This window comes from Stenotrophomonas sp. YJH_SMC_43 (assembly GCF_059372535.1).
Map to the genome: position 1 here is coordinate 470,564 of NZ_JCAFVQ010000001.1, position 18,994 is coordinate 489,557.

At 66.6% G+C, this 18,994-nt stretch carries 17 protein-coding genes; 5 read left to right on the plus strand and 12 right to left on the minus strand.

All coding sequences use genetic code 11. The annotated features are described in order from the left end of the window. Positions 1-237 precede the first annotated feature (237 nt). The 3 genes from AC5QAH_RS02170 to AC5QAH_RS02180 all read left to right on the plus strand — a co-directional run bounded on the left by AC5QAH_RS02170 (position 238) and on the right by AC5QAH_RS02180 (position 7,172). Complete coding sequence (locus tag AC5QAH_RS02170) at positions 238-5,214, plus strand: NAD-glutamate dehydrogenase (RefSeq protein ID WP_049455473.1); 4,977 nt, start codon at positions 238-240, stop codon at positions 5,212-5,214. Positions 5,215-5,406: 192 nt separating this feature from the next. Beyond that, complete coding sequence (locus tag AC5QAH_RS02175; RefSeq protein ID WP_159360360.1) at positions 5,407-6,180, plus strand: NAD kinase; 774 nt, start codon at positions 5,407-5,409, stop codon at positions 6,178-6,180. A 47-nt stretch (positions 6,181-6,227) separates the two neighbouring features. Beyond that, entirely contained in the window at positions 6,228-7,172 is a 945-nt protein-coding gene (locus AC5QAH_RS02180) for a 5'-nucleotidase (RefSeq protein WP_010480444.1), read from the plus strand. A gap of 134 nt (positions 7,173-7,306) precedes the next feature. Here the strand turns inward: AC5QAH_RS02180 and AC5QAH_RS02185 are convergent, their stop codons facing one another. From AC5QAH_RS02185 to asnS, 12 genes are all read right to left on the minus strand, one after another. After that, positions 7,307-7,858 carry a DUF2939 domain-containing protein gene (locus AC5QAH_RS02185; protein WP_019337347.1) on the minus strand — a complete coding sequence of 184 codons (552 nt, stop codon included), beginning with the start codon at positions 7,856-7,858 and terminating at the stop codon, positions 7,307-7,309. Positions 7,859-7,900: 42 nt separating this feature from the next. After that, positions 7,901-8,881 (minus strand): aldo/keto reductase, encoded by a 981-nt coding sequence (locus AC5QAH_RS02190; protein WP_019337346.1) that lies wholly within the window; start codon positions 8,879-8,881, stop codon positions 7,901-7,903. Beyond that, the gene (locus AC5QAH_RS02195) at positions 8,881-9,567 is read right to left on the minus strand and encodes a DUF2461 domain-containing protein (RefSeq protein ID WP_312718438.1); all 687 of its coding nucleotides are present in this window, start codon (positions 9,565-9,567) and stop codon (positions 8,881-8,883) included. Before AC5QAH_RS02195 ends, AC5QAH_RS02190 begins: the two co-directional genes overlap by 1 nt. Further along, positions 9,564-11,003: an exodeoxyribonuclease I gene (sbcB, locus tag AC5QAH_RS02200; RefSeq protein ID WP_099560596.1), complete on the minus strand. Its 1,440-nt coding sequence runs from the start codon at positions 11,001-11,003 to the stop codon at positions 9,564-9,566. Before sbcB ends, AC5QAH_RS02195 begins: the two co-directional genes overlap by 4 nt. Beyond that, on the minus strand, positions 11,003-12,370 hold the full coding sequence (locus AC5QAH_RS02205; RefSeq protein WP_126560829.1) for an FAD-dependent oxidoreductase: 1,368 nt from the start codon (positions 12,368-12,370) through the stop codon (positions 11,003-11,005). Before AC5QAH_RS02205 ends, sbcB begins: the two co-directional genes overlap by 1 nt. Before the next feature lie 32 nt (positions 12,371-12,402). Beyond that, positions 12,403-13,677: a kynureninase gene (kynU, locus tag AC5QAH_RS02210; protein ID WP_043398461.1), complete on the minus strand. Its 1,275-nt coding sequence runs from the start codon at positions 13,675-13,677 to the stop codon at positions 12,403-12,405. A 204-nt stretch (positions 13,678-13,881) separates the two neighbouring features. Then, on the minus strand, positions 13,882-14,403 hold the full coding sequence (locus AC5QAH_RS02215) for a 3-hydroxyanthranilate 3,4-dioxygenase (RefSeq protein WP_029379697.1): 522 nt from the start codon (positions 14,401-14,403) through the stop codon (positions 13,882-13,884). Positions 14,404-14,422: 19 nt separating this feature from the next. Next, positions 14,423-15,085, minus strand: coding sequence for a carbonate dehydratase (gene can, locus AC5QAH_RS02220; protein WP_010480460.1), 663 nt, complete (start codon positions 15,083-15,085; stop codon positions 14,423-14,425). Positions 15,086-15,157: 72 nt separating this feature from the next. Next, positions 15,158-15,796 (minus strand): FMN-binding negative transcriptional regulator, encoded by a 639-nt coding sequence (locus AC5QAH_RS02225; protein WP_043398467.1) that lies wholly within the window; start codon positions 15,794-15,796, stop codon positions 15,158-15,160. 7 nt (positions 15,797-15,803) lie between these two features. Further along, positions 15,804-16,118: a hypothetical protein gene (locus AC5QAH_RS02230; protein ID WP_006453002.1), complete on the minus strand. Its 315-nt coding sequence runs from the start codon at positions 16,116-16,118 to the stop codon at positions 15,804-15,806. Positions 16,119-16,125: 7 nt separating this feature from the next. After that, positions 16,126-16,425 carry a hypothetical protein gene (locus tag AC5QAH_RS02235; RefSeq protein WP_043398470.1) on the minus strand — a complete coding sequence of 100 codons (300 nt, stop codon included), beginning with the start codon at positions 16,423-16,425 and terminating at the stop codon, positions 16,126-16,128. 30 nt (positions 16,426-16,455) lie between these two features. Further along, on the minus strand, positions 16,456-17,850 hold the full coding sequence (gene asnS, locus AC5QAH_RS02240; protein WP_049482475.1) for an asparagine--tRNA ligase: 1,395 nt from the start codon (positions 17,848-17,850) through the stop codon (positions 16,456-16,458). Between the two features lie 128 nt (positions 17,851-17,978). Between asnS and AC5QAH_RS02245 the strand changes: the two genes are divergently transcribed. Together AC5QAH_RS02245 and rpsF are read left to right on the plus strand one after the other, a co-directional pair. Beyond that, the gene (locus AC5QAH_RS02245) at positions 17,979-18,317 is read left to right on the plus strand and encodes a HesB/IscA family protein (protein WP_006376495.1); all 339 of its coding nucleotides are present in this window, start codon (positions 17,979-17,981) and stop codon (positions 18,315-18,317) included. A gap of 233 nt (positions 18,318-18,550) precedes the next feature. After that, positions 18,551-18,988: a 30S ribosomal protein S6 gene (gene rpsF / locus AC5QAH_RS02250; protein WP_006452997.1), complete on the plus strand. Its 438-nt coding sequence runs from the start codon at positions 18,551-18,553 to the stop codon at positions 18,986-18,988. Positions 18,989-18,994 lie beyond the last annotated feature (6 nt).

The following is an 18,994-nucleotide window of genomic DNA, read 5'->3' on the forward strand; positions in this document are numbered from 1 at the left end:
CCGTCCAGTTCAGGATTGTGGAATCGAATCGGTGTCGCCGCGTGTGTCTTCCGGTAACACGCTTTGCCGATCCTGTCGGCAGTGCTGAAGCGGGCGCCAGCACCATACCGGTGCGAACTGAATAGGCGTCTAAACCGCAGCAAACCCGAATCTGGTTATTCCGTCCTGCAGCAAGGCCTTTTCGTGCGGTAGGGCTACAATTTCATTTTCCCAACTGAGCAAGCGCATCGCTCTGCCATGAAACCGCAAAAAACCGCAGCCAAGACCGTGAAAAACAAGACCAAACCAGCAGAAGCGGAGGTCGCAGTGACCGCTGGTTTCTCCCTGGAGCCGGTGTACACGGCCTTGCGCAAGCGCTACCCCGCGGCCGCACAGGCCGAAGCAGTGGCATTTGCCACTGACTTCTACAAGCGCATGGAGTCGGACGAGTTCCCGCACCACAGCGCTGAAGAGTGGGCCGCTCTCGCGGCTGAGACGCTGGAATTCGCCCGTGCCCGCAAGGCCGGCAAGGCCAACGTCCGCGTGTTCAATCCGACCGCGAAGGCCAACGGTTGGGAGTCGCCGCACACCGTGCTGCAGATCGTCAACGACGACATGCCGTTCCTGGTCGACACCGTCACCATGTCGCTGGCCGAACAGGGCGTGGGTGTCCACGTGCTGGGCCACCCGGTGCTGCGTTTCACCCGCGACAAGGCCGGCAAGCTGGTCAAGGTCGGCGAAGGCGATGCCGAGTCGGTGATGCTGCTGGAGATCGACCGCCAGCCGGCCGACGCCATGGCGGCCATCGAGCAGGCCATCAACAAGGCGCTGGACGAAGTGCGTGCGATCGTGCGCGACTGGCAGCCGATGAAGGACAAGGCGCTGGCACTGGCCGACGACCTGGGCAGCCGCCAGCTGCCGGTTGACGATGCGTCGCGCAAGGAAGCACAGGAATTCCTGCGCTGGGCCGCCGACAACCACTTCACCTTCTTCGGCTACCGCGAGTACCGCGTCGAGAAGCAGGGCAAGGAAGAGGTGCTGGCGCCGCTGAACGACACCGGCCTGGGCCTGATGCGCGGCAAGGACAAGTCCGCCGCCCGTCCGGTCAAGACGCTGGCCGCGCAGGGCCTGAACACCACGTCCGGGCTGAAGGACGCGCTGATCCTGACCAAGACCAATGCCCGTTCGCGCGTGCACCGCGCCGGTTACATGGACTACATCGGCGTGCTGGAATTCGACGCCAAGGGCAAGATCATCGGCGAGCAGCGCTTCCTTGGCCTGTTCACCTCCAGCGCGTACAACCGTCGCCCGTGGGAAATCCCGCTGGTGCGCCAGCGCCACGAGCACGTGATGAAGCAGTCCGGCCTGGCTCCGGCCAGCCACAGCGGCAAGGCCCTGCGCCACATCCTGGAAACCCTGCCGCGCGAAGAACTGTTCCAGTCCAGCGAGGACGAACTGTTCCGCACCGCGATGGGCGTGCTGGGCCTGCAGGAGCGCGTGCGCAGCCGCCTGTTCCTGCGCCGCGACAAGTACAGCCGTTTCATCTCCGCGCTGGTCTACCTGCCGCGCGAGCGCTTCAACACCGACGTGCGCCTGCGCATCGAAGCGATGCTGAAGGACGCGCTGCACGGCGAGTACGTGGACAGCTCGGTGGTGCTGGGCGAATCGCCGCTGGCCCAGGTGCACCTGATCGTGCGCCCGAAGCCTGGCGAAATGCTCGACGTCGATACCGCCGAACTGGAGCAGAAGCTGGCCCAGGTGCTGCGCAACTGGCAGGACGACCTGCGTGAAGCGCTGGTGTCCCGCCATGGCGAGACCGAAGGCCTGCGCATCGCCGCCCGCATCGGCAAGGCGCTGCCGGCCGGCTACATCGAAGACAACAGCACCGCGGTTGCCGCCAACGATGTCAGCCAGCTCGACGCCCTGACCGGCCCGGACGACCTGCGCCTGAGCCTGCAGGCCGTGCCGCGCGAAAGCGGCGATGGCCTGCGCCTGAAGCTGTATCGCCAGCTGGACGACATTCCGCTGTCGGATGCGCTGCCGATGATGGAAAACATGGGCCTGCGCGTGATCGCCGAGCGTCCGTACCGCCTGTCGGTCGACAACGCGCCGGTGTACGTGCAGGACTTCGAGGTGGAATCGACCGCCGGCGCGATCGATGCCGCCAGCGTCGATGAAGCCTTCGGCGAGACCTTCGCCCGCGTCTGGCACGGCGATGCCGAGAACGATGGCTTCAACCGCCTGGTGCTGGCTGCCGGCCTGCATTGGCGCCAGGTCGCCATGCTGCGTGGCTACTGCAAGTACCTGCTGCAGACCGGCGTGCCGTTCTCGCAGGCCTACGTGGAAGGCACCTTCGCGCGCTACCCGCTGCTGGCCCGCCTGCTGGTCGAGCTGTTCGAAGCGCGCTTCGATCCGGCCACCGGCCACGAGAGCAAGGACGACATCGCTGCCGGCCAGGCCCAGCTGAAGGCCCACTTCGATGTGCTGGCTGCTGGCGACGACGCCACCCTGAAGGTGCTCAAGACCGTGGTCGACGCCCGCAAGGGTGACCGCGACGCACAGATGCAGGCTGCGCGCGATGCGCTGCTGAAGCTGATGGACCGCGTGTCCAGCCTGGACGAGGACCGCATCCTGCGCTCGTTCATGGGTGTGATCGACGCGACCCTGCGTACCAGCTACTACCAGACCGATGCCAACGGCCAGCACGGCCACGTCATCAGCTTCAAGTTCGATTCGGCGCTGGTGCCGGACCTGCCGAAGCCGCGCCCGTACCGCGAAATCTTCGTCTACGGCCCGCGCGTGGAAGGTACCCACCTGCGCTTCGGCGCCGTGGCCCGTGGTGGCCTGCGCTGGTCGGATCGTCGCGAAGACTTCCGTACCGAAGTGCTGGGCCTGGTCAAGGCGCAGATGGTCAAGAACACCGTCATCGTGCCGGTCGGCGCGAAGGGTGGCTTCTTCGCCAAGATGCCGCCGGTGAATGGCGATCGCGATGCGATCTTCGCCAACGGCGTGGCCTGCTACAAGCTGTTCATCCAGGGCCTGCTGGACATCACCGACAACATCGTCAACAACAAGATCGTGCCGCCGGTGGATGTCGTGCGCCACGACATGGACGATCCGTACCTGGTGGTGGCCGCCGACAAGGGCACCGCGACCTTCTCCGACATCGCCAACGGCCTGGCCATCGCGCACGGCTTCTGGATGGGCGATGCGTTCGCCTCCGGTGGTTCGGTCGGTTACGACCACAAGGGCATGGGCATCACCGCACGTGGTGCGTGGGAGTCGGTCAAGCGCCACTTCCGTGCGCTGGGCCGTGACAGCCAGAGCCAGGACTTCACCGCGGTCGGCGTCGGCGACATGTCCGGCGACGTGTTCGGCAACGGCATGCTGCTGTCGCGCCACATCCGCCTGGTCGCCGCGTTCGACCACCGCCACATCTTCCTGGACCCGAACCCGGATGCGGCCACCACGTTCGTCGAACGTGAGCGCCTGTTCACCGTGCCGCGTTCGAGCTGGGCGGACTACGACGCCAAGCTGATCAGCAAGGGCGGCGGCGTCTATCCGCGCAGCCTGAAGTCGATCGAGATCACCCCGCAGGTGCGCGAAGCGCTGGGCCTGGACGACAACGTCAAGGCGCTGTCGCCGAACGATCTGATGAGCGCGATCCTGAAGGCGCCGGTCGACCTGCTGTGGAACGGTGGCATCGGTACCTACGTCAAGGCCGCCAGCGAGCAGCACAGCGATGTCGGCGACCGCGCCAACAACGCGCTGCGCGTGAACGGTGGCGAGCTGCGCTGCAAGGTGGTGGGCGAGGGCGGCAACCTGGGCATGACCCAGCTGGGCCGCATCGAAGCCGCGCAGGCTGGCGTGCTGCTCAACACCGACTTCATCGACAACTCGGCCGGTGTCGACACCTCCGACCATGAAGTCAACATCAAGATCCTGCTCAATGATGTGGTGCGGGCCAAGAAGCTGACCGTCGAGCAGCGCAACAAGCTGCTGGCCTCGATGACCGATGAAGTCGCAGAGCTGGTGCTCAACGACAACTACCGCCAGAACCAGGCGCTGAGCCTGATGGAGCGGATGGCGGTCAAGCGCCTGGGTTCCAAGCAGCACTTCATCCGTACCCTGGAACAGCAGGGGCTGCTCGACCGCCAGATCGAGTTCCTGCCGTCCGACGCCGAGCTGTCCCAGCGCAAGGCACGTGGCCAGGGCCTGACCCGTCCGGAACTGTCGGTGCTGCTGTCCTACTCCAAGCTGGTGGCGTTCGCCCAGCTGCTGGATTCGGACATCCCGGAAGATCCGTACCTGTCCAAGGAACTGCAGCGCTACTTCCCGACCCCGCTGCAGAAGAAGTACGCCGACGCGATGGAGCGTCACCGCCTGAAGCGCGAAATCATCGCCACGGCCGTGACCAACCAGACCATCAACCGCATGGGCGCTACCTTCCTGATGCGCATGCAGGAAGACACCGGCCGTTCCATCGCCGAGGTCGCCAAGGCCTACACCATCAGCCGCGAAACGCTGGATGCACGCGCGCTGTGGGCGCAGATCGATGCCCTCGACGGCAAGGTGCCGGAGTCGGTGCAGATCGATGCGCTGGAAGTGATCTGGAAGCTGCAGCGCTCGTTCGTGCGCTGGCTGCTGTCGCGCCCGGGTGCGATGCCGGGCATCACCGAAGCGGTCAACCGCTACCAGGGTCCGTTCAACGACATCCGCGTTGCTTCGGGTGTGCTGCCGGATTCGCAGCGTCCGACCTACGAAGCCCTGGTGGCCGAGTGGAAGGAGAAGGGCCTGCCGTCCGCACTGGCGCAGCAGCTGGCCGAACTGCACTTCCTGGAGCCGGCGTTCGACATCATCGAACTGGCCCGCACCCGCAAGCTGAAGCCGGTGGACGTGTCCAAGGTCCACTTCCGCCTGGGCGATGCCCTGCAGCTGCCGTGGCTGTTCGAGCAGGTCGACGCGCTGGAGGTCAACGGTCGTTGGCACGCCGTGGCACGTGGCGTGCTGCGTGACGAACTGGCGGCCAACCACCGCAACCTGGCTGGCCAGGTGCTGGGCACCAAGGGTGGCAGTGCTGAAGCCAAGGTCGCTGCCTGGATGGGCCGTGACGACAACAGCCTGCGCTTTACCCTGGCGATGCTGGCCGAACTGGCCGAGCAGAAGACCCTGGACTACCCGACCGTTTCGGTCGCGGTGCAGCGCCTGGGCCAGCTGGCTGCCCACGGCGCGTAACTGAAGTAGTGCCAGGCCACGCCTGGCATGTGTGAACCGGAACGGCCCCGCGAAAGCGGGGCCGTTCTGTTTCCGCCTGTTTTTCTGCGATCACTGACCCGACGCCGGCCATCGATCTGTCATCCGCCCCGCGAGGTCCAACCCCCGGCGCTCGGTTATGCTCTCCCTCATGCCTTCCCCCCGGATCCACCGATGAGCGACACCCCCCGCATCGCTTTCCTGGCCAGTACCACCGAGCCCGCGCAGATGGCCCGCGCGGCCATGGTGTCGCGCTATGGCGACTACACGCCCGAGCAGGCCGATGTACTGTGCCCACTGGGCGGCGATGGCTTCATGCTGCAGACCCTGCACCGGCATGGACACCTGGGCAAGCCGGTGTTCGGCATGAAACTGGGCACGGTCGGCTTCCTGATGAACCAGTATCGCGGCGACGGAGACGTGCAGGCGCGCATCGCCCGTGCCGAGCCGGCCAACCTGCGTCCGCTGGAGATGGTGGCATTGACCGAATCGGGCACCAGCACCGGCTCGCTGGCCTACAACGACGTCTCGCTGCTGCGCCAGACCCGGCAGGCGGCGCATATCGGCATCGACCTCAACGGCCAGGAACGCGTGGCCGAACTGATCGGTGACGGCGTACTGGTCGCCACCCCGGCTGGCAGTACCGCCTACAACTATTCCGCGCACGGCCCGGTGCTGCCGCTGGGCTCGCATACCATCGCCCTGACGCCGCTGGCCCCGTATCGGCCGCGACGCTGGCGCGGGGCGATCCTCAAAGCCGACACCGAAGTGCGTTTCCGCGTACTGGACCCGTACAAGCGCCCGATCAGCGTGACCGCCGATTCGCACGAGACCCGCGACGTGGTCGAGGTGACCATCCGCGAGTCGAAGGACCGCCGCGTGACCCTGCTGTTCGACCCGGAGCACAATCTGGAAGACCGGATCCTGAGCGAACAGTTCGTTTTTTGAGGACAATAGGCGGCCGGCCTTGCCGACCGCTTGAAGGACCCCCACCGATGGGCGACAACTCCCCCCGTTTGCTGACCGTCGCGGTGACCTCGCGCGCGCTGTTCGACCTCGAGGAAAGCCACGCGTTGTTCGAGAGCGATGGCGTGGCGGCCTATGCCGAGTTCCAGCGTCAGCACGAAGACGACATCCTCGGCCCGGGTGTGGCGTTCCCGGTGGTGCGCAAGCTGCTGGCGTTGAACCAGGGCGCCAGCCCGGAGAACCCGCGGGTCGAGGTCATCCTGCTGTCGCGGAACTCGGCCGATACCGGCCTGCGCATTTTCAACTCGATCCAGCACTACGGCCTTGGCATCATCCGCGCGACGTTCACCGCCGGCGAGCCGACCTGGCCCTACGTGAAGCCGTTCGGAACCGACCTGTTCCTGTCGGCCAACCCGGAATCAGTGCGCAGCGCGCTGCGCCATGGCATCGCCGCGGCCACCATCCTGCCCAAGCCGCCCGGCGAAACCGCCGCGGCGGCAGCCGATCAGATCGACATCACCCGCCCGGCCGGGCAGCTGCGCATCGCCTTCGACGGTGATGCGGTGATCTTCGGTGATGAGAGCGAGCGAATTTCGCGCGAGCAGGGCGTGGAAGCCTTTGGCCGCCACGAGCGCGAACGGGCCCGTGAACCGCTCAGTGGCGGCCCTTTCCGCGGCTTCCTGTCGGCGCTGCACACGCTGCAGGAAGTGTTCCCGGCCGGCGAGAGTGCGCCGATCCGTACCGCACTGGTGACCGCGCGTTCGGCACCGGCGCATGAGCGGGTGATCCGCACCCTGCGCGAGTGGGGCGTGCGCCTGGATGAGGCGCTGTTCCTCGGCGGCCGCCACAAGGGCCCGTTCCTGCAGGCGTTCGGCGCCGACATCTTCTTCGACGATTCGCAGCACAACATCGACAGCGCCCGCGAGCATGTGGCCGCCGGCCACGTACCGCACGGCGTCGCCAACGAAGGCTGAAGCCATGCCGGGTAGGTGCCGACCTCGGTTGGCACTGCCATGCATCGGCGCCCACCAAGGTGGGCATCTACCAGAGCCGCATGCCCCGGTAGTTGCCAACCTAGGTCGGCATCGCCCTCAGGCCCCGGGTACGATCAAGGGCTGCCCGACATCCCCAGCTGCAGGTCCACCACCTTCCAGCGCAGGCCCTGCGGCTCCAGCACGACCTTCATCGGCGCCTGGCCGGGGCCGCGATCGACATCGATCACGAAGCGGTCCAGCGCTTCGAAATGATGCTCGGCATTCTTCAGCGGTCGCGCCGGCTCGGTCGGGCCGAAGGCATCGCCGCCCTGCAGTTCATTGCGGCCGCGCTTCCATAGCACGTGGCCCTGCAGCATCGCGCCGATACCGGTCGGGGTCACCATGGTGTCCACCGCGGCACCGCCTAGCTGGTCGCCCAACCCATACAGCAGGGCACCGAAGGGACTGGCCGCCACATCCGGGCCGGCCTGGCGCACCAGGTAGTCGTTGAGCTGCGCCCGCAGGCTGCTGCGCACGCGCGGGAAATCCACATAGCGCTCCAGGCGTGCGGTGTCGCGCTGTTCAATGGCCTGGGACAGCCCGCGCACGGTCATGTAGGGGCCACCGAACCACCAGGCGGCCAAGGCCAGGACCAGCAACACAACGAGTACAGTGAGTTTCTTCATGCCGCACAGACTGCCGCAACCACAGCGGCATGGGGTGAAGACTCAATGACTGGGTGATCCGCGGCCATCACCGAAGGCGTTCACCAGCTGCTGGCGTTCGGCTGCGGTCAATGCCTCAAGCCGCGTCGCCAGCACTTCGTCCAGGCTGACGGTGCGGGTGGTGCCGAGGATGCCGCTGGCCACGCCGGGATGGCCCAGGGCGTAGGCAAACGCGGTCTGGGCGGGGCGCTGGCTGCGGATGGTAGCGATGGCGTGGCGCATCCGGCGTGCACTGTGCATCAGTGCGCGGCTGCTTGGCTTGAGCCAGGCTCTGGCCAGGTACCAAGCGTCGGCCGGGCGCGGCAGGCGGGCGCGTGACGGCAGCAGATGGCCCTGCGCCAGCACGGTGCCGGCGAGCACGCCGATGCCCGCCGCGTGCAACTGGTCTATCAGCGGTTCACGGTCCTGCTGCAGGGCGTTGTAGTCCAGAAGCACCACATCGAACAGCATGGGATGGTCGATCATCCAGCACAGGGTCGACGCCGTGTGCGTATTGATGCCGGTGTGCCGGATCAGCCCGCGTTCGCGCAGTCGCTGCAGTGCGGCCAGCAGGTCATCGTTGATGTCGTGCTGGCTGGCACCGTGCAGCTGGTAGATATCGAGGTAATCCAGGCCGAGGTTGCGCAGCGAGGCTTCGCAGCTGGCGGTGATGGCGGCGGGCGAGAAATTGCGCTGCTCGGCGCCGCTGATGCCGGCCTGGCCGGTCAGCGTGCCGCCCTTGCTGGAGATCACCAGCGACTCGCGCGGGTATCGCTTCAGCAACGGGCGCAGGATGCGGCCCAGCCGCGGCTCGGCGTGGAAACCGGAGTAGTTGTGACCGGTGTCCAACAGGTTGACGCCCTGTGCCAGTGCATGCTCGACCACGTGCGCGGCCGACTGTTCCGGGAACCGGCGATGCCCCCAGAAGCCGGAACAGCCCAGGCCCACCGGCGAAACCGCCAGCCCGGTGCGGCCCAGCGTGCGGCGTTGGTGCGCCAACGGCATCAGAATTCCAGGTCCAGCGCCGCGCACAGATAGTCGACGAACGGGCCCAGCCCTGCCAGATCCCTGCCGAGCGTGGACAGCAGGCGAGGGCCGGTCATGGTGGCGTCGTCCAGCGAGCGCCACATCACCCAGTTGCGATGCTTGAGGTCGTCGATGAACTCGAAATCGGCCGGGAAGCCGCGCGGTGGACGCACCAGTTTTTCGCTCTCCTCGAAGTCGAAGCGCTTGCGCAGCGCGGGAGCATGCGCGGCCGCCTTCCAGCTGCCCGGGTTGTCGAGGATGAAGTGGCGCACGCGGCGCTGGGTCTCCGGTTCTGGATGCCACAGGCCGGCGCCAACGAAGCTCTCGCCCGGTTGCAGGTGCACGTAGAACGAAGGCGCGGCCACTTCGCGGCGGCGCTCATGGAACAGGCGCGCACCCTGCCAGGTTTTGTACGGGGATTTGTCGTTGGAGAAGCGCGCGTCGCGGTGGATGCGGAACAGCGAGCCACCGACGCCACGGGTATCGGCGCGGAAGTGGTCGCTGACCTCGGCCAGCGCCGGCTGCAGGTCACCCAGCAGGCGCAGGAACGGCTGCCGCACGTGTTCTTCATACTGCTGGCGGTGATCGTTGAACCATGCCTTTTCGTTATGCCGCGCCAGGCTGCGCAGGAACTTGAAGCTGGCGTCCGAGAAATAGGTACTCACAAGGTCTCCTGCAGCTGCTGGCCCCAGTCGCGCAGCGATTGCAGCAGGGCCTGGCGCCGCGCATCGTCGGGCGCTTCGGCGGCCAGTGCATCGAGCTGCTGCTGGTACTGGGGCAGATTGAGTTCGCCCAGGCCGCCGTCTCCGAGCAGGCGCTGGCGGCGGTAATCCTGCCAGCGCTGGCGTTCAGGCGGCGCGAGGCTGTCGGGATGATTGCGCGCGCGGTAGCGGAACAGCAGTTCGGGCAGGCGCGGGTCGCGGAAGCGGCCTTCCAGCCCGGCCAGCTGTTCCGGCGCTGTGGTGCGGGCCAGCGCCAGCAGCGGCTTGTCGCCATTGCCGAGGAAGCCGTCGTACAGCGAGGCATCGACGTCGGCCACGGTGGCCGCACGGGGCTGGTTGTAGACTTGGCGCGCCTTCTCGGCCAGCTGCGGGGCGAACGCGCGCAGGCGCTCGACCTTGGCCTCGATCGCGGCCACGTCCAGGCCGAGTCGCGCGTGGTCATCGGCGCGCAGGTGGTTCCAGGCGATCAGTGCTGGCACCTTGTTCAGATGCACTTCCTTCAGTGGCACCCGCGCCGCGCCTTCGGGCAGTTCGCTGGCGCGCATGTACAGGCGCTGTGCGATCACCTCGGCCGGCAGTGCCAGCAGGTCGTCGATGTCGCCATCCAGGTCGAACACGATCACGCGGTTGCTGATGGTGGGATGCACGGCCAAGGGCAGCACCGGCGCCGCGCACAGGCGACTGGCGGGGTAGCGCATGGAAATGTGCAGCACGGGTTTCATCGCGGTCACGTCCAGCAGGCTGCCGACGAAGCGCTTGTCGCGCAGCTTCAGCGCGTACTCCCACAGCCGCGGCTGCGACTGCTTGAACAGGCGTGCCATGCCGATGGTGGCGCGCACGTCGGACAGCGCTTCGTGCGCGTCGCCTTCGCGCACGTTGTTGGCCTCGGCCAGGTGCTCGAGCTTGAACGAGGTGGCGCCGTCCTCGCGCAGCGGCCACTGGATGCCGTCCGGACGCATCGCGCGCATGAGTCGCAGCATGTCCAGCAGGTCCCAGCGCGAATTGCCGTTGCGCCACTCGCGTTCGTAGGGGTCATGGAAGTTACGGAACAGGCCGTAGCGGACGAACTCATCGTCGAAGCGCAGGGTGTTGTAGCCCAATGCGCAGGTGCCGGGACGCGACAGCTGCTCGTTGATACGGTCGAAGGCTTCGGCCTCGCTGATGCCCTCGGCCAGGGCCTGCTGCGGGGTGATGCCGGTGACCAGGGTGGCCATCGGCGAGGGCAGCAGGTCGTCGGCCGGGCGCACGAAGAAACTGACCGGGGTATCGATCTCGTTGAGGTCGGCGTCGGTACGGATGGCGGCGTACTGGGAGATGCGCGTGCGTCGCGGGTCCTGGCCGAAGGTTTCCAGATCGTAGAACAGGAAGCTGTCAGCCATCAGTGCGCGCCCTCCAGGATCGGCAGCTGCGCGTGGATCTGCGCTTCCAGTGCCGTCCAGTCGATGTTGTCCAGTGAGTGGTGACCTGCAGTGGCCGCCGCCAGCATCTCGCGCTGCAGTTCGGTGCGGCGCAGCGCCTCGGCGTAGGGTGTGTGCAGGAAAGTGACCATCGTGTAATGCGGTACGAAGCGGGTCGGCCAGCGCCGCTGCAGTTCCTGCTCCAGGTCGCGCTGCAGAAGGAACGCAGGATCGGCCACGCGGTCGCGCATCTCCAGGTAGTTCTCCAGCGCCATCTGCTGGATGGCACGTGCATTCGGCTTGCGCTCGGCTTCGAAGGCTTCGAACGCGCCTTCCAGGTCGTCCGCTTCCATCAGATGACGGGCCAGAGACACGCAGTCCTCGAATGCGCAGTTCATGCCCTGGCCGTGGAACGGCACCATCGCATGCGCAGCATCGCCGATCAGTACGGCGCGGCCCTGCTGATGCCATCGGTCCAGGGTGAGCGTGCCGAGCAGGCCCGGCGGGTGTTGTTCCCAGTCCGCGCGCAGGTTCGGGATCAACGGCAAGGTGTCGGCGAACTCCCGCGCGAACAGCGCCTCGGCCTGTACGCCGGTGTTGACCGTGGCGAAGCTGGGCTCGCCCTGGTTGGGCAGGAACAGGGTGACGGTGAAGGTGCCTTCGTGGTTGGGCAGGGCGATGCACATGTAGTGGCCGCGCGGCCAGATGTGCAGTGCGTTGCGCTCGATGCGGAAGTTGCCATCTGCGGCCGGCGGGATCTCCAGCTCCTTGTAGGAGTGGTCGAGGAAGGCGATGTCCTCGCCCAGCGGCGCACGGCGGTTCATCGCCGCGCGCAGCGCCGAGCCGGCGCCGTCCGCACCGATCAGGGTGTCGAAGCGGATGTCGTGCGGGCTGTCGTCGCGATCATCGATGAAGCGCGCGTAGCCGGCATCGAAATCGACGGTGTGCAGGCGGCGATGGAAGTGCACGGTGGCGCCGGCCTGTTCGGCCAGTTCCAGCAGCGTGGTGTTCAGGTCGCTGCGGTGGATCGACCAGATCACTTCGCTGTCATCACGGCCATAGCGCTGCAGCTGCGGTTCGCCTTCGCGCGGGTGCACCATGCGGCCGCGCATCATCACCGCGCGCGCCATCACCTCGTCTTCCACGCCGGCCTGGCGCAGCGCATTGCGCCCACGCTCGGCCAGCGCCAGGTTGATCGAGCGGCCGCTCTCGTAGTCGGCCACGCGCGGATCGCCGCGGCGCTCGTACAGGGTGATGCGCCAGCCCTGGCGTGACAGCAGGATGGCCAGCAGGGACCCGGCAAGGCCGGCACCGATAATGCTCAACGAGCGGGAAGCGTGTGCGATCAACGAACTGTCCAGCAGTAGGGGAAGGGACCGGCTTAGAGGCCGGCCCAGGCTTCCACTTCCTCGACGAAGTGGTGCACGTCCAGGTAGCGGTTGTAGAGCGGGGTGGGCGAAATACGGATCACGTCGGGTTCGCGCCAATCGCCGAGCACGCCGATGCCGCGCAGGTGTTCGAACAGTGCGCGGCCACGTTCGCGGCCCCCGATCACGCGCAGCGACAACTGGCAGCCGCGACGCTGCGGGTCGGCCGGGGTGATGATGTCCAGCACCTGCGGCAGGCGCGCGCGTACGAGTGCTTCGAGCATGCCGGTGAGTGCCAGCGATTTGCTGCGCAGCGCCTCCATGCCGGCACGCTCGAACAGCTCCAGCGAGGCACGCAGCGGTGCCAGGCCGAGGATCGGCGGGTTGCTCAGCTGCCAGCCTTCGGCGCCGATGGCCGGGGTGAACTGTGGTGCCATCTGGAAGCGGGTGGACTCTTCATGGCCCCACCAGCCGGCGAAACGCGGAAGGCTGGTGTCACGATGGTGGCGCTCGTGCACGAAGGCGCCGGCAACCGCGCCAGGGCCGCTGTTGAGGTACTTGTAGTGGCACCACACGGCGAAGTCGGGTGCGATGTCATGCAGGCGCAGCGGCAGGTTGCCGACCGAGTGCGCCAGGTCGAAGCCGATGCGTGCGCCCTGCAGGCGGGCAGCACGGGTGATCGCATCGAGGTCGAAAGCCTGGCCGGTGCGGTACTGCACGCCCGGCCACAGCACCAACGCCAGGCGCGGGCCGTGTTCGGCAATGGCGTGCTCGATCGCGGCCAGTGAGATCGTGCCGTTGGCTTCGTCCGGCTGCACTTCCACCAGGCACTCGGCCGGGTCGAAACCATGGAAGCGGATCTGTGCTTCCACCGCATGACGGTCGGTCGGGAATGCACCGGCCTCCATCAGGATCACCGGGCGCTCGGCCGTTGGCCGGTAGAAGCTGACCATCATCAGGTGCAGGTTCACGCTCAGCGTGTTCATCGCCACCACTTCGCTGGGCAATGCTCCGACCACGCGGGCCAGCTGCGCGCTCACCAGACGGTGGTAGGACAGCCACTGCGTCGGGCCGGTGAAGTGGCCTTCCACGGCCAGCTCGCCCCACTGCTTCATCACTTCCTGCACGGCCGCCTGTGCGCCACGCGGCTGCAGCCCCAGCGAGTTGCCGACGAAGTAGGTCTGCTCGCCGCCACCATGGCGCGGAATCAGGAATTCATTGCGCAGCGGGCGCAGCGGATCGGCGGCGTCCAGGGCGATGGCGTGGGTGCGGCTGAGCAGGTCGGACATGGTCGGGCAACAGGCTGCAACGGGACCGCCAGTGTAGCGCCTGGGGCATGGCCCGGTTGCAGCCGGCCCGGCACCATCGCCGTGTGATCCGGTAGTCGCCAACCGTGGTTGGCGCACGTACAAGAAAGCGTCCACCAAGGTGGGCATCTACCATAGCGGGAGCGAGCAAGCGCCCACCACGGTGGGCAACGACCGTTCGATGGCTCAGCCCGCCGCAGGCACCGGCAGCGGATCCACGTGCCCGCACTGGCTGCAGGTACGCAGCTCCAGGCTGGCGTGGTAACGCGCGAACACCTTGGGCAGATCGGTTTCGATGTTCTGCAGCGGGAAGTACTCTTCGTGCAGCTTGTGGTTGCAGTGTTCGCAATGCCAGATCACACCGTCCATCTCATGCGGCAGGCGCTTGCGCTCGACCACCAGGCCGATGCCACCGGGCGGACGCCGCGGCGAGTGCGGCACCTTTGCCGGCAGCAGGAAGATCTCGCCGGCGCGGATCGGAATGTCGCGCACCGCGCCGTCTTCCTGCACCTTCAGCACCATCTCGCCTTCGAGCTGGTAGAACCACTCCGGGCCTTCGTCGTAGTGGAAGTCGGTACGCGAGTTCGGCCCGCCCACCACCATCACGATGAAGTCGCCGTTGTCGATCATCTTGTTGCCCACCGGTGGCTTCAGCAGGTGGCGGTTTTCTTCGATCCAGGCGTGCAGGTTGATCGGCGAAGCGAGCATGGTGGTCATCCGTAAGGGATCAGTCGCGCTTGCCCTTGCGCGGAATGTAGGACAGGGCCTTTTCATACGCCGGCTGCAGCTCTTCCTGCGAACCGACGTCGATGCCCATCTCGCGCACGCGTCCGTCCTTCAGACTGTAGACCCAGCCATGCACCATCAGCTTCTGGCCGCGGGCCCAGGCGTCCTGCACGATGGTCGAGCGGCACAGGTTGGCAACCTGCTCGATCACGTTCAGTTCGCACAGGCGAGCGTGCTTGAGCTCATCGGTCTCGATCGCATCGAGGATGCCGGTGTGCTTCTGCATCACGTCGCCCACATGGCGCAGCCAGTTGTCGGCCAGGCCGACGCGGGTGTTGTGCAGGCAGGCATGCACACCGCCGCAGCCGTAGTGGCCGACGATCAGGATGTGCTTCACCTTCAGCTGGTCCACCGCGTACTGCACCACGCTCAGGCAGTTCAGGTCGGTGTGGGCGACCACGTTGGCGACGTTGCGGTGCACGAACACTTCACCCGGGGCCATGCCGATGATCTGGTTGGCCGGCACGCGCGAATCGGAGCAGCCGATCCACAGGTATTCCGGGTGCTGCTGCTTGGCCAGCTGGTGGAAGAACTCGGGGTCTTCCTTCTCGATGCGGTCGGCCCAGTCGCGGTTGTTCTGCAGCAGCTTGTGGATGTCTTTCATGTACGGGTCCCTGGCGTCGGGTGGGGGCGCGCCGCAGCCATCCGGCTGCGTCGTCGCGGGAATCTGGAGCGTTCAGTCGCTGCGGGCGGCCTGTTCGCGGTGCCAGCGCATCCACTGCGCCAACTCGGTGGAAGAGGGGGTGCCGAGCTGTTCCAGTTCGGCGATCACGGCGCGCTGGTTGGCGTCGGGATGGTTCTGGCTCAGCTTGAGCTTGAGCTGCACCTGCTCGACCTGGAAACGGAAGCCGACGATGGCGCGCAGCTCCGGGCCGTGTTCGGCACGCGTGGCATCGAACTGCCAGGCCTGGCCGACACTGGCTTCGAAACGGTCGCTGATCGTACCGACCAGTTCGGCCAGCGCATCAGTGTCGTCGAAGGTCTGCAGCTGGCCACGCAGTTCGGCGGCGGCGTAGTTCCAGGTCGGCACCCGCGCCGCAGGTTCCTTGTCCGGGTACCAGCTGGCCGAGACATAGCCGTGTGGGCCGTCGACCAGCACCTTGGCCGCGCCGCTGTGGCGCGACTGCGGGTTGGCGCGGGCCCAGTGGCCGCGCAGTTCGATCTGTTCGCCGTCACGCCGGTACAGTACCGGCATCCGGGTCAGCTCCGGCAGGCCATCGCTGCCGGGGGTGAGCACGGTGACGAATGGATCGCGCGCCAGCAGGCGGTCCAGCCAGAGCAGGTCGGTCTCGGCGAAGGCGCGCGGGGTGAACATGCTGGGTTCAGGCGCGCCCGCCCAGCGACTGGATCATGCGGCCACGCAGGCCCTCGTCGCTGTCGGCCTGCGGCGGCTGCACTTCGTGCAGGCTGAAGCCGCGCACCAGCGCGTCTTCTTCGTCCAGGCCGTCGTACTCGACGAACTCGGCGTCGAACAGCTGCGAACGGGCGGTGTCTTCGCTGTCATAGCTCAGCGTGTTGCCATCGCTGTCGAGCACTTCGGCGGTGCCGGCCGGGCGCACGCGCAGGCGCGCCCAGATCAGGGTGTTGCCGAGGCTGGCCAGCCACCAGCTGTCGCGCGAGGCGGTGATGTCATTCATGGGTGTGTTACCAGAGCGAGGCCAGCCAGAGCAGGGCGGCCATGCCCAGTCCGGCCAGCAGGGTCAGCAGCGATACCCAGGCCGGCGTCGCCAGCCCGGACAGCGAGCGGTCCGGCTGCTTGCGATAGTCGCGGCGCAGCAGCCAGGCCAGGGCATCGGGCTTGAGGAAGGCGCCGCTGCCGAAGCGCTCGGCGAGCGCCGGATGGCGGTCGCGCACATGCACCAGGGTCAGCGGCCAGAAGATCACGAAGGCACTGAACCCGGCCACTGCAACGCCGACGAAACAGAGGGCGAAGAACAGGGTCATGGGAGCCGTACCTCCGTGGTCGTGTGGGGCTTAGAAGTCCGCGCTGCCGGGGGCGCGCGGGTAGGGGATCGCATCGCGGATGTTGGACAGCCCGCAGACGTAGACCACCAGGCGCTCGAAGCCCAGGCCGAAGCCGGCGTGCGGCACCGAACCATAGCGGCGGAAATCGCGGTACCAGCTGTAGTGCTCGCGATCCAGGCCGAACTGGGCCATGCGCGCATCCAGCACGTCCAGGCGCTCTTCGCGCTGGCTGCCGCCGATGATCTCGCCGATGCCCGGGGCCAGCACGTCCATCGCGGCGACGGTCTTGCCGTCGTCGTTCAGGCGCATGTAGAAGGCCTTGATGTGCTCCGGATAGTTGGTCACCACCACCGGGCGGCCGACGTGTTCCTCGGTCAGCCAGCGCTCGTGCTCGGTCTGCAGGTCCAGGCCCCATTCGACCGGGAAGTCGAACTTCCTGCCGGACTTCTGCAGCAGGGTGACCGCATCGGTGTAGTCGATGCGCTCGAACGGCGCGTTGATGAAGTCTTCCAGCTTGGTGATCGCGTTCTTGTCCACGCGCTCGGCGATGAAGGCCAGGTCGTCGCTGCGCTCGTTCAGCACCGCGCGGAACAGGTACTTCAGGAACTCTTCGGCCAGGCGTGCGTCTTCGGCCAGGTCGGCGAAGGCGATTTCCGGCTCGATCATCCAGAATTCCGCCAGGTGGCGGGTGGTGTGGCTGTTCTCGGCGCGGAAGGTCGGGCCGAAGGTGTAGACCTTGCTCAGCGCCAGGCAGTAGGCCTCGACGTTCAGCTGGCCGGACACGGTCAGGAAGGTTTCCTTGCCGAAGAAGTCGCGGCTGAAATCGATCGCACCCTTCTCGTCACGCGGCAGATTCACCATGTCCAGGGTGGACACGCGGAACATCTGGCCGGCGCCTTCGGCGTCGGAGGTGGTGATGATCGGGGTGCTGATCCAGTTGAAGCCGTTCTCGTGGAAGAAGCGGTGCACGGCCTGGGCCAGGCAGTTGCGGATGCGGGTGACCGCACCGAACAGGTTGGTGCGCGGGCGCAGGTGTGCCACTTCGCGCAGGAACTCCGGCGACATCGGCTTGGGCTGGATCGGGTAGGTGAGCGGGTCTTCGACCCAGCCGACCACTTCCAGTGCGCTGGCCTGGATCTCGAACGACTGGCCCTTGCCCTGCGACTTCACCAGGGTGCCGGTGGCGATGACCGAGCAGCCGCTGGTCAGGCGCTTGATCTCGTCGAAGTTGGCCAGGCCGTCGCCGGCCACGACCTGGATCGGGGCGAAGCAGGAGCCGTCGCTCACATTCACGAAAGCCAGATTCGCTGAACCGCGCACCGTGCGCACCCATCCGCGTACCGTGACTTCGCCGCCTTCCGGGATCTTCCCGGCAAGCGCATGTTCAACGCTGACCACCGTCATGACTTGAATCCTCTGCTGATCGACTCGATCTGTGAACACGGGAGTTTACCGGTTGCAGCGTTCTGCTTGCGAGGCATTTTTCGCGGCAATGGCTCCTTATAATGTCCCCGTACCTCTGGAGTAGCCCCATGGCCGTCAGCCTGACCCCCATTGCCTTCGAGCGCGTGCAGCGCTTCGTCGCCCAGACCCCCGGCGCGCTGGGCCTGCGTTTCGGCGTGACCAAGACCGGTTGCTCCGGCTGGGGTCACATCACCGACCTGGCCCGCGACGAGCGCGAGGGCGATACCGTGTTCGACCAGGACGGCGTGAAGATCTACGTCGACGCCAAGAGCCTGGCGCTGGTGGACGGCACCGTGATCGACTTCGGCAAGCACGGCCTGAGCGAGACGTTCACGTTCAGCAACCCCAATGCCACCGCCGAGTGTGGCTGCGGCGAGAGCTTCACCACCGACGCCGACAAGGCCTGACGGCCGGCCGCCGGGCATGGCCCGGCGCTACCCGCCTGGTGGGTGCCGACCTTGATCGGCACCGGGGCAGGGCACCCCGGTTCAGCATGTCGGGTACCCCCGGTTGCCCATCCTCCCCATCTGCGCCATAATGCGCGGCTTCCTGCCTACCCGGCGGGAACCCTTGCCCCACCGCGGTCTCAACGGCGGGGGGCTGTCCGGCCGCAAGGCCACATCCGAAAGGTAGAAAAAACATGAGTCGTCATTACGAAATCGTGTTCATGGTCCACCCGGACCAGAGCGAGCAGGTCCCGGCCATGATCGAGCGCTACAAGTCGCTGGTCGAGAACGGCAACGGCACCATCCACCGTCTGGAAGACTGGGGCCGCCGCCAGCTGGCGTACCCGATCCAGAACCTGGTGAAGGCCCACTACGTGCTGATGAACATCGAAGCCGACCAGGCCGTTCTGAACGAACTGACCGAGAGCTTCCGCTTCAACGACGCCGTGCTGCGCAACCTGGTCATCAAGCGTGACGAGGCTGACACCGAGCAGTCGCTGATCATGAAGAGCAAGGACGAGAAGGGTGACAAGCCGGAGCGCGGTGAGCGCCGTCGTCGTGACGACGAAGAAGGCGAGTCCACCACCACCGCTGACAACGAAGCCGGCGACGACGCCGCTTCTGCCGCCTAAGGAGCC

Coding starts and splice junctions, on each gene's coding strand:
- AC5QAH_RS02180 (WP_010480444.1), top strand. CDS start 6,228: ATGGGCGACAACTCCCCCCGTTTGCTGACCGTCGCGGTGACCTCGCGC.
- AC5QAH_RS02175 (WP_159360360.1), top strand. CDS start 5,407: ATGAGCGACACCCCCCGCATCGCTTTCCTGGCCAGTACCACCGAGCCC.
- AC5QAH_RS02235 (WP_043398470.1), bottom strand. CDS start 16,425: ATGACCCTGTTCTTCGCCCTCTGTTTCGTCGGCGTTGCAGTGGCCGGG.
- AC5QAH_RS02245 (WP_006376495.1), top strand. CDS start 17,979: ATGGCCGTCAGCCTGACCCCCATTGCCTTCGAGCGCGTGCAGCGCTTC.
- AC5QAH_RS02225 (WP_043398467.1), bottom strand. CDS start 15,796: ATGTTCACCCCGCGCGCCTTCGCCGAGACCGACCTGCTCTGGCTGGAC.
- AC5QAH_RS02190 (WP_019337346.1), bottom strand. CDS start 8,881: ATGCCGTTGGCGCACCAACGCCGCACGCTGGGCCGCACCGGGCTGGCG.
- rpsF (WP_006452997.1), top strand. CDS start 18,551: ATGAGTCGTCATTACGAAATCGTGTTCATGGTCCACCCGGACCAGAGC.
- AC5QAH_RS02185 (WP_019337347.1), bottom strand. CDS start 7,858: ATGAAGAAACTCACTGTACTCGTTGTGTTGCTGGTCCTGGCCTTGGCC.
- asnS (WP_049482475.1), bottom strand. CDS start 17,850: ATGACGGTGGTCAGCGTTGAACATGCGCTTGCCGGGAAGATCCCGGAA.
- sbcB (WP_099560596.1), bottom strand. CDS start 11,003: ATGGCTGACAGCTTCCTGTTCTACGATCTGGAAACCTTCGGCCAGGAC.
- can (WP_010480460.1), bottom strand. CDS start 15,085: ATGAAAGACATCCACAAGCTGCTGCAGAACAACCGCGACTGGGCCGAC.
- kynU (WP_043398461.1), bottom strand. CDS start 13,677: ATGTCCGACCTGCTCAGCCGCACCCACGCCATCGCCCTGGACGCCGCC.
- AC5QAH_RS02230 (WP_006453002.1), bottom strand. CDS start 16,118: ATGAATGACATCACCGCCTCGCGCGACAGCTGGTGGCTGGCCAGCCTC.
- AC5QAH_RS02215 (WP_029379697.1), bottom strand. CDS start 14,403: ATGCTCGCTTCGCCGATCAACCTGCACGCCTGGATCGAAGAAAACCGC.
- AC5QAH_RS02170 (WP_049455473.1), top strand. CDS start 238: ATGAAACCGCAAAAAACCGCAGCCAAGACCGTGAAAAACAAGACCAAA.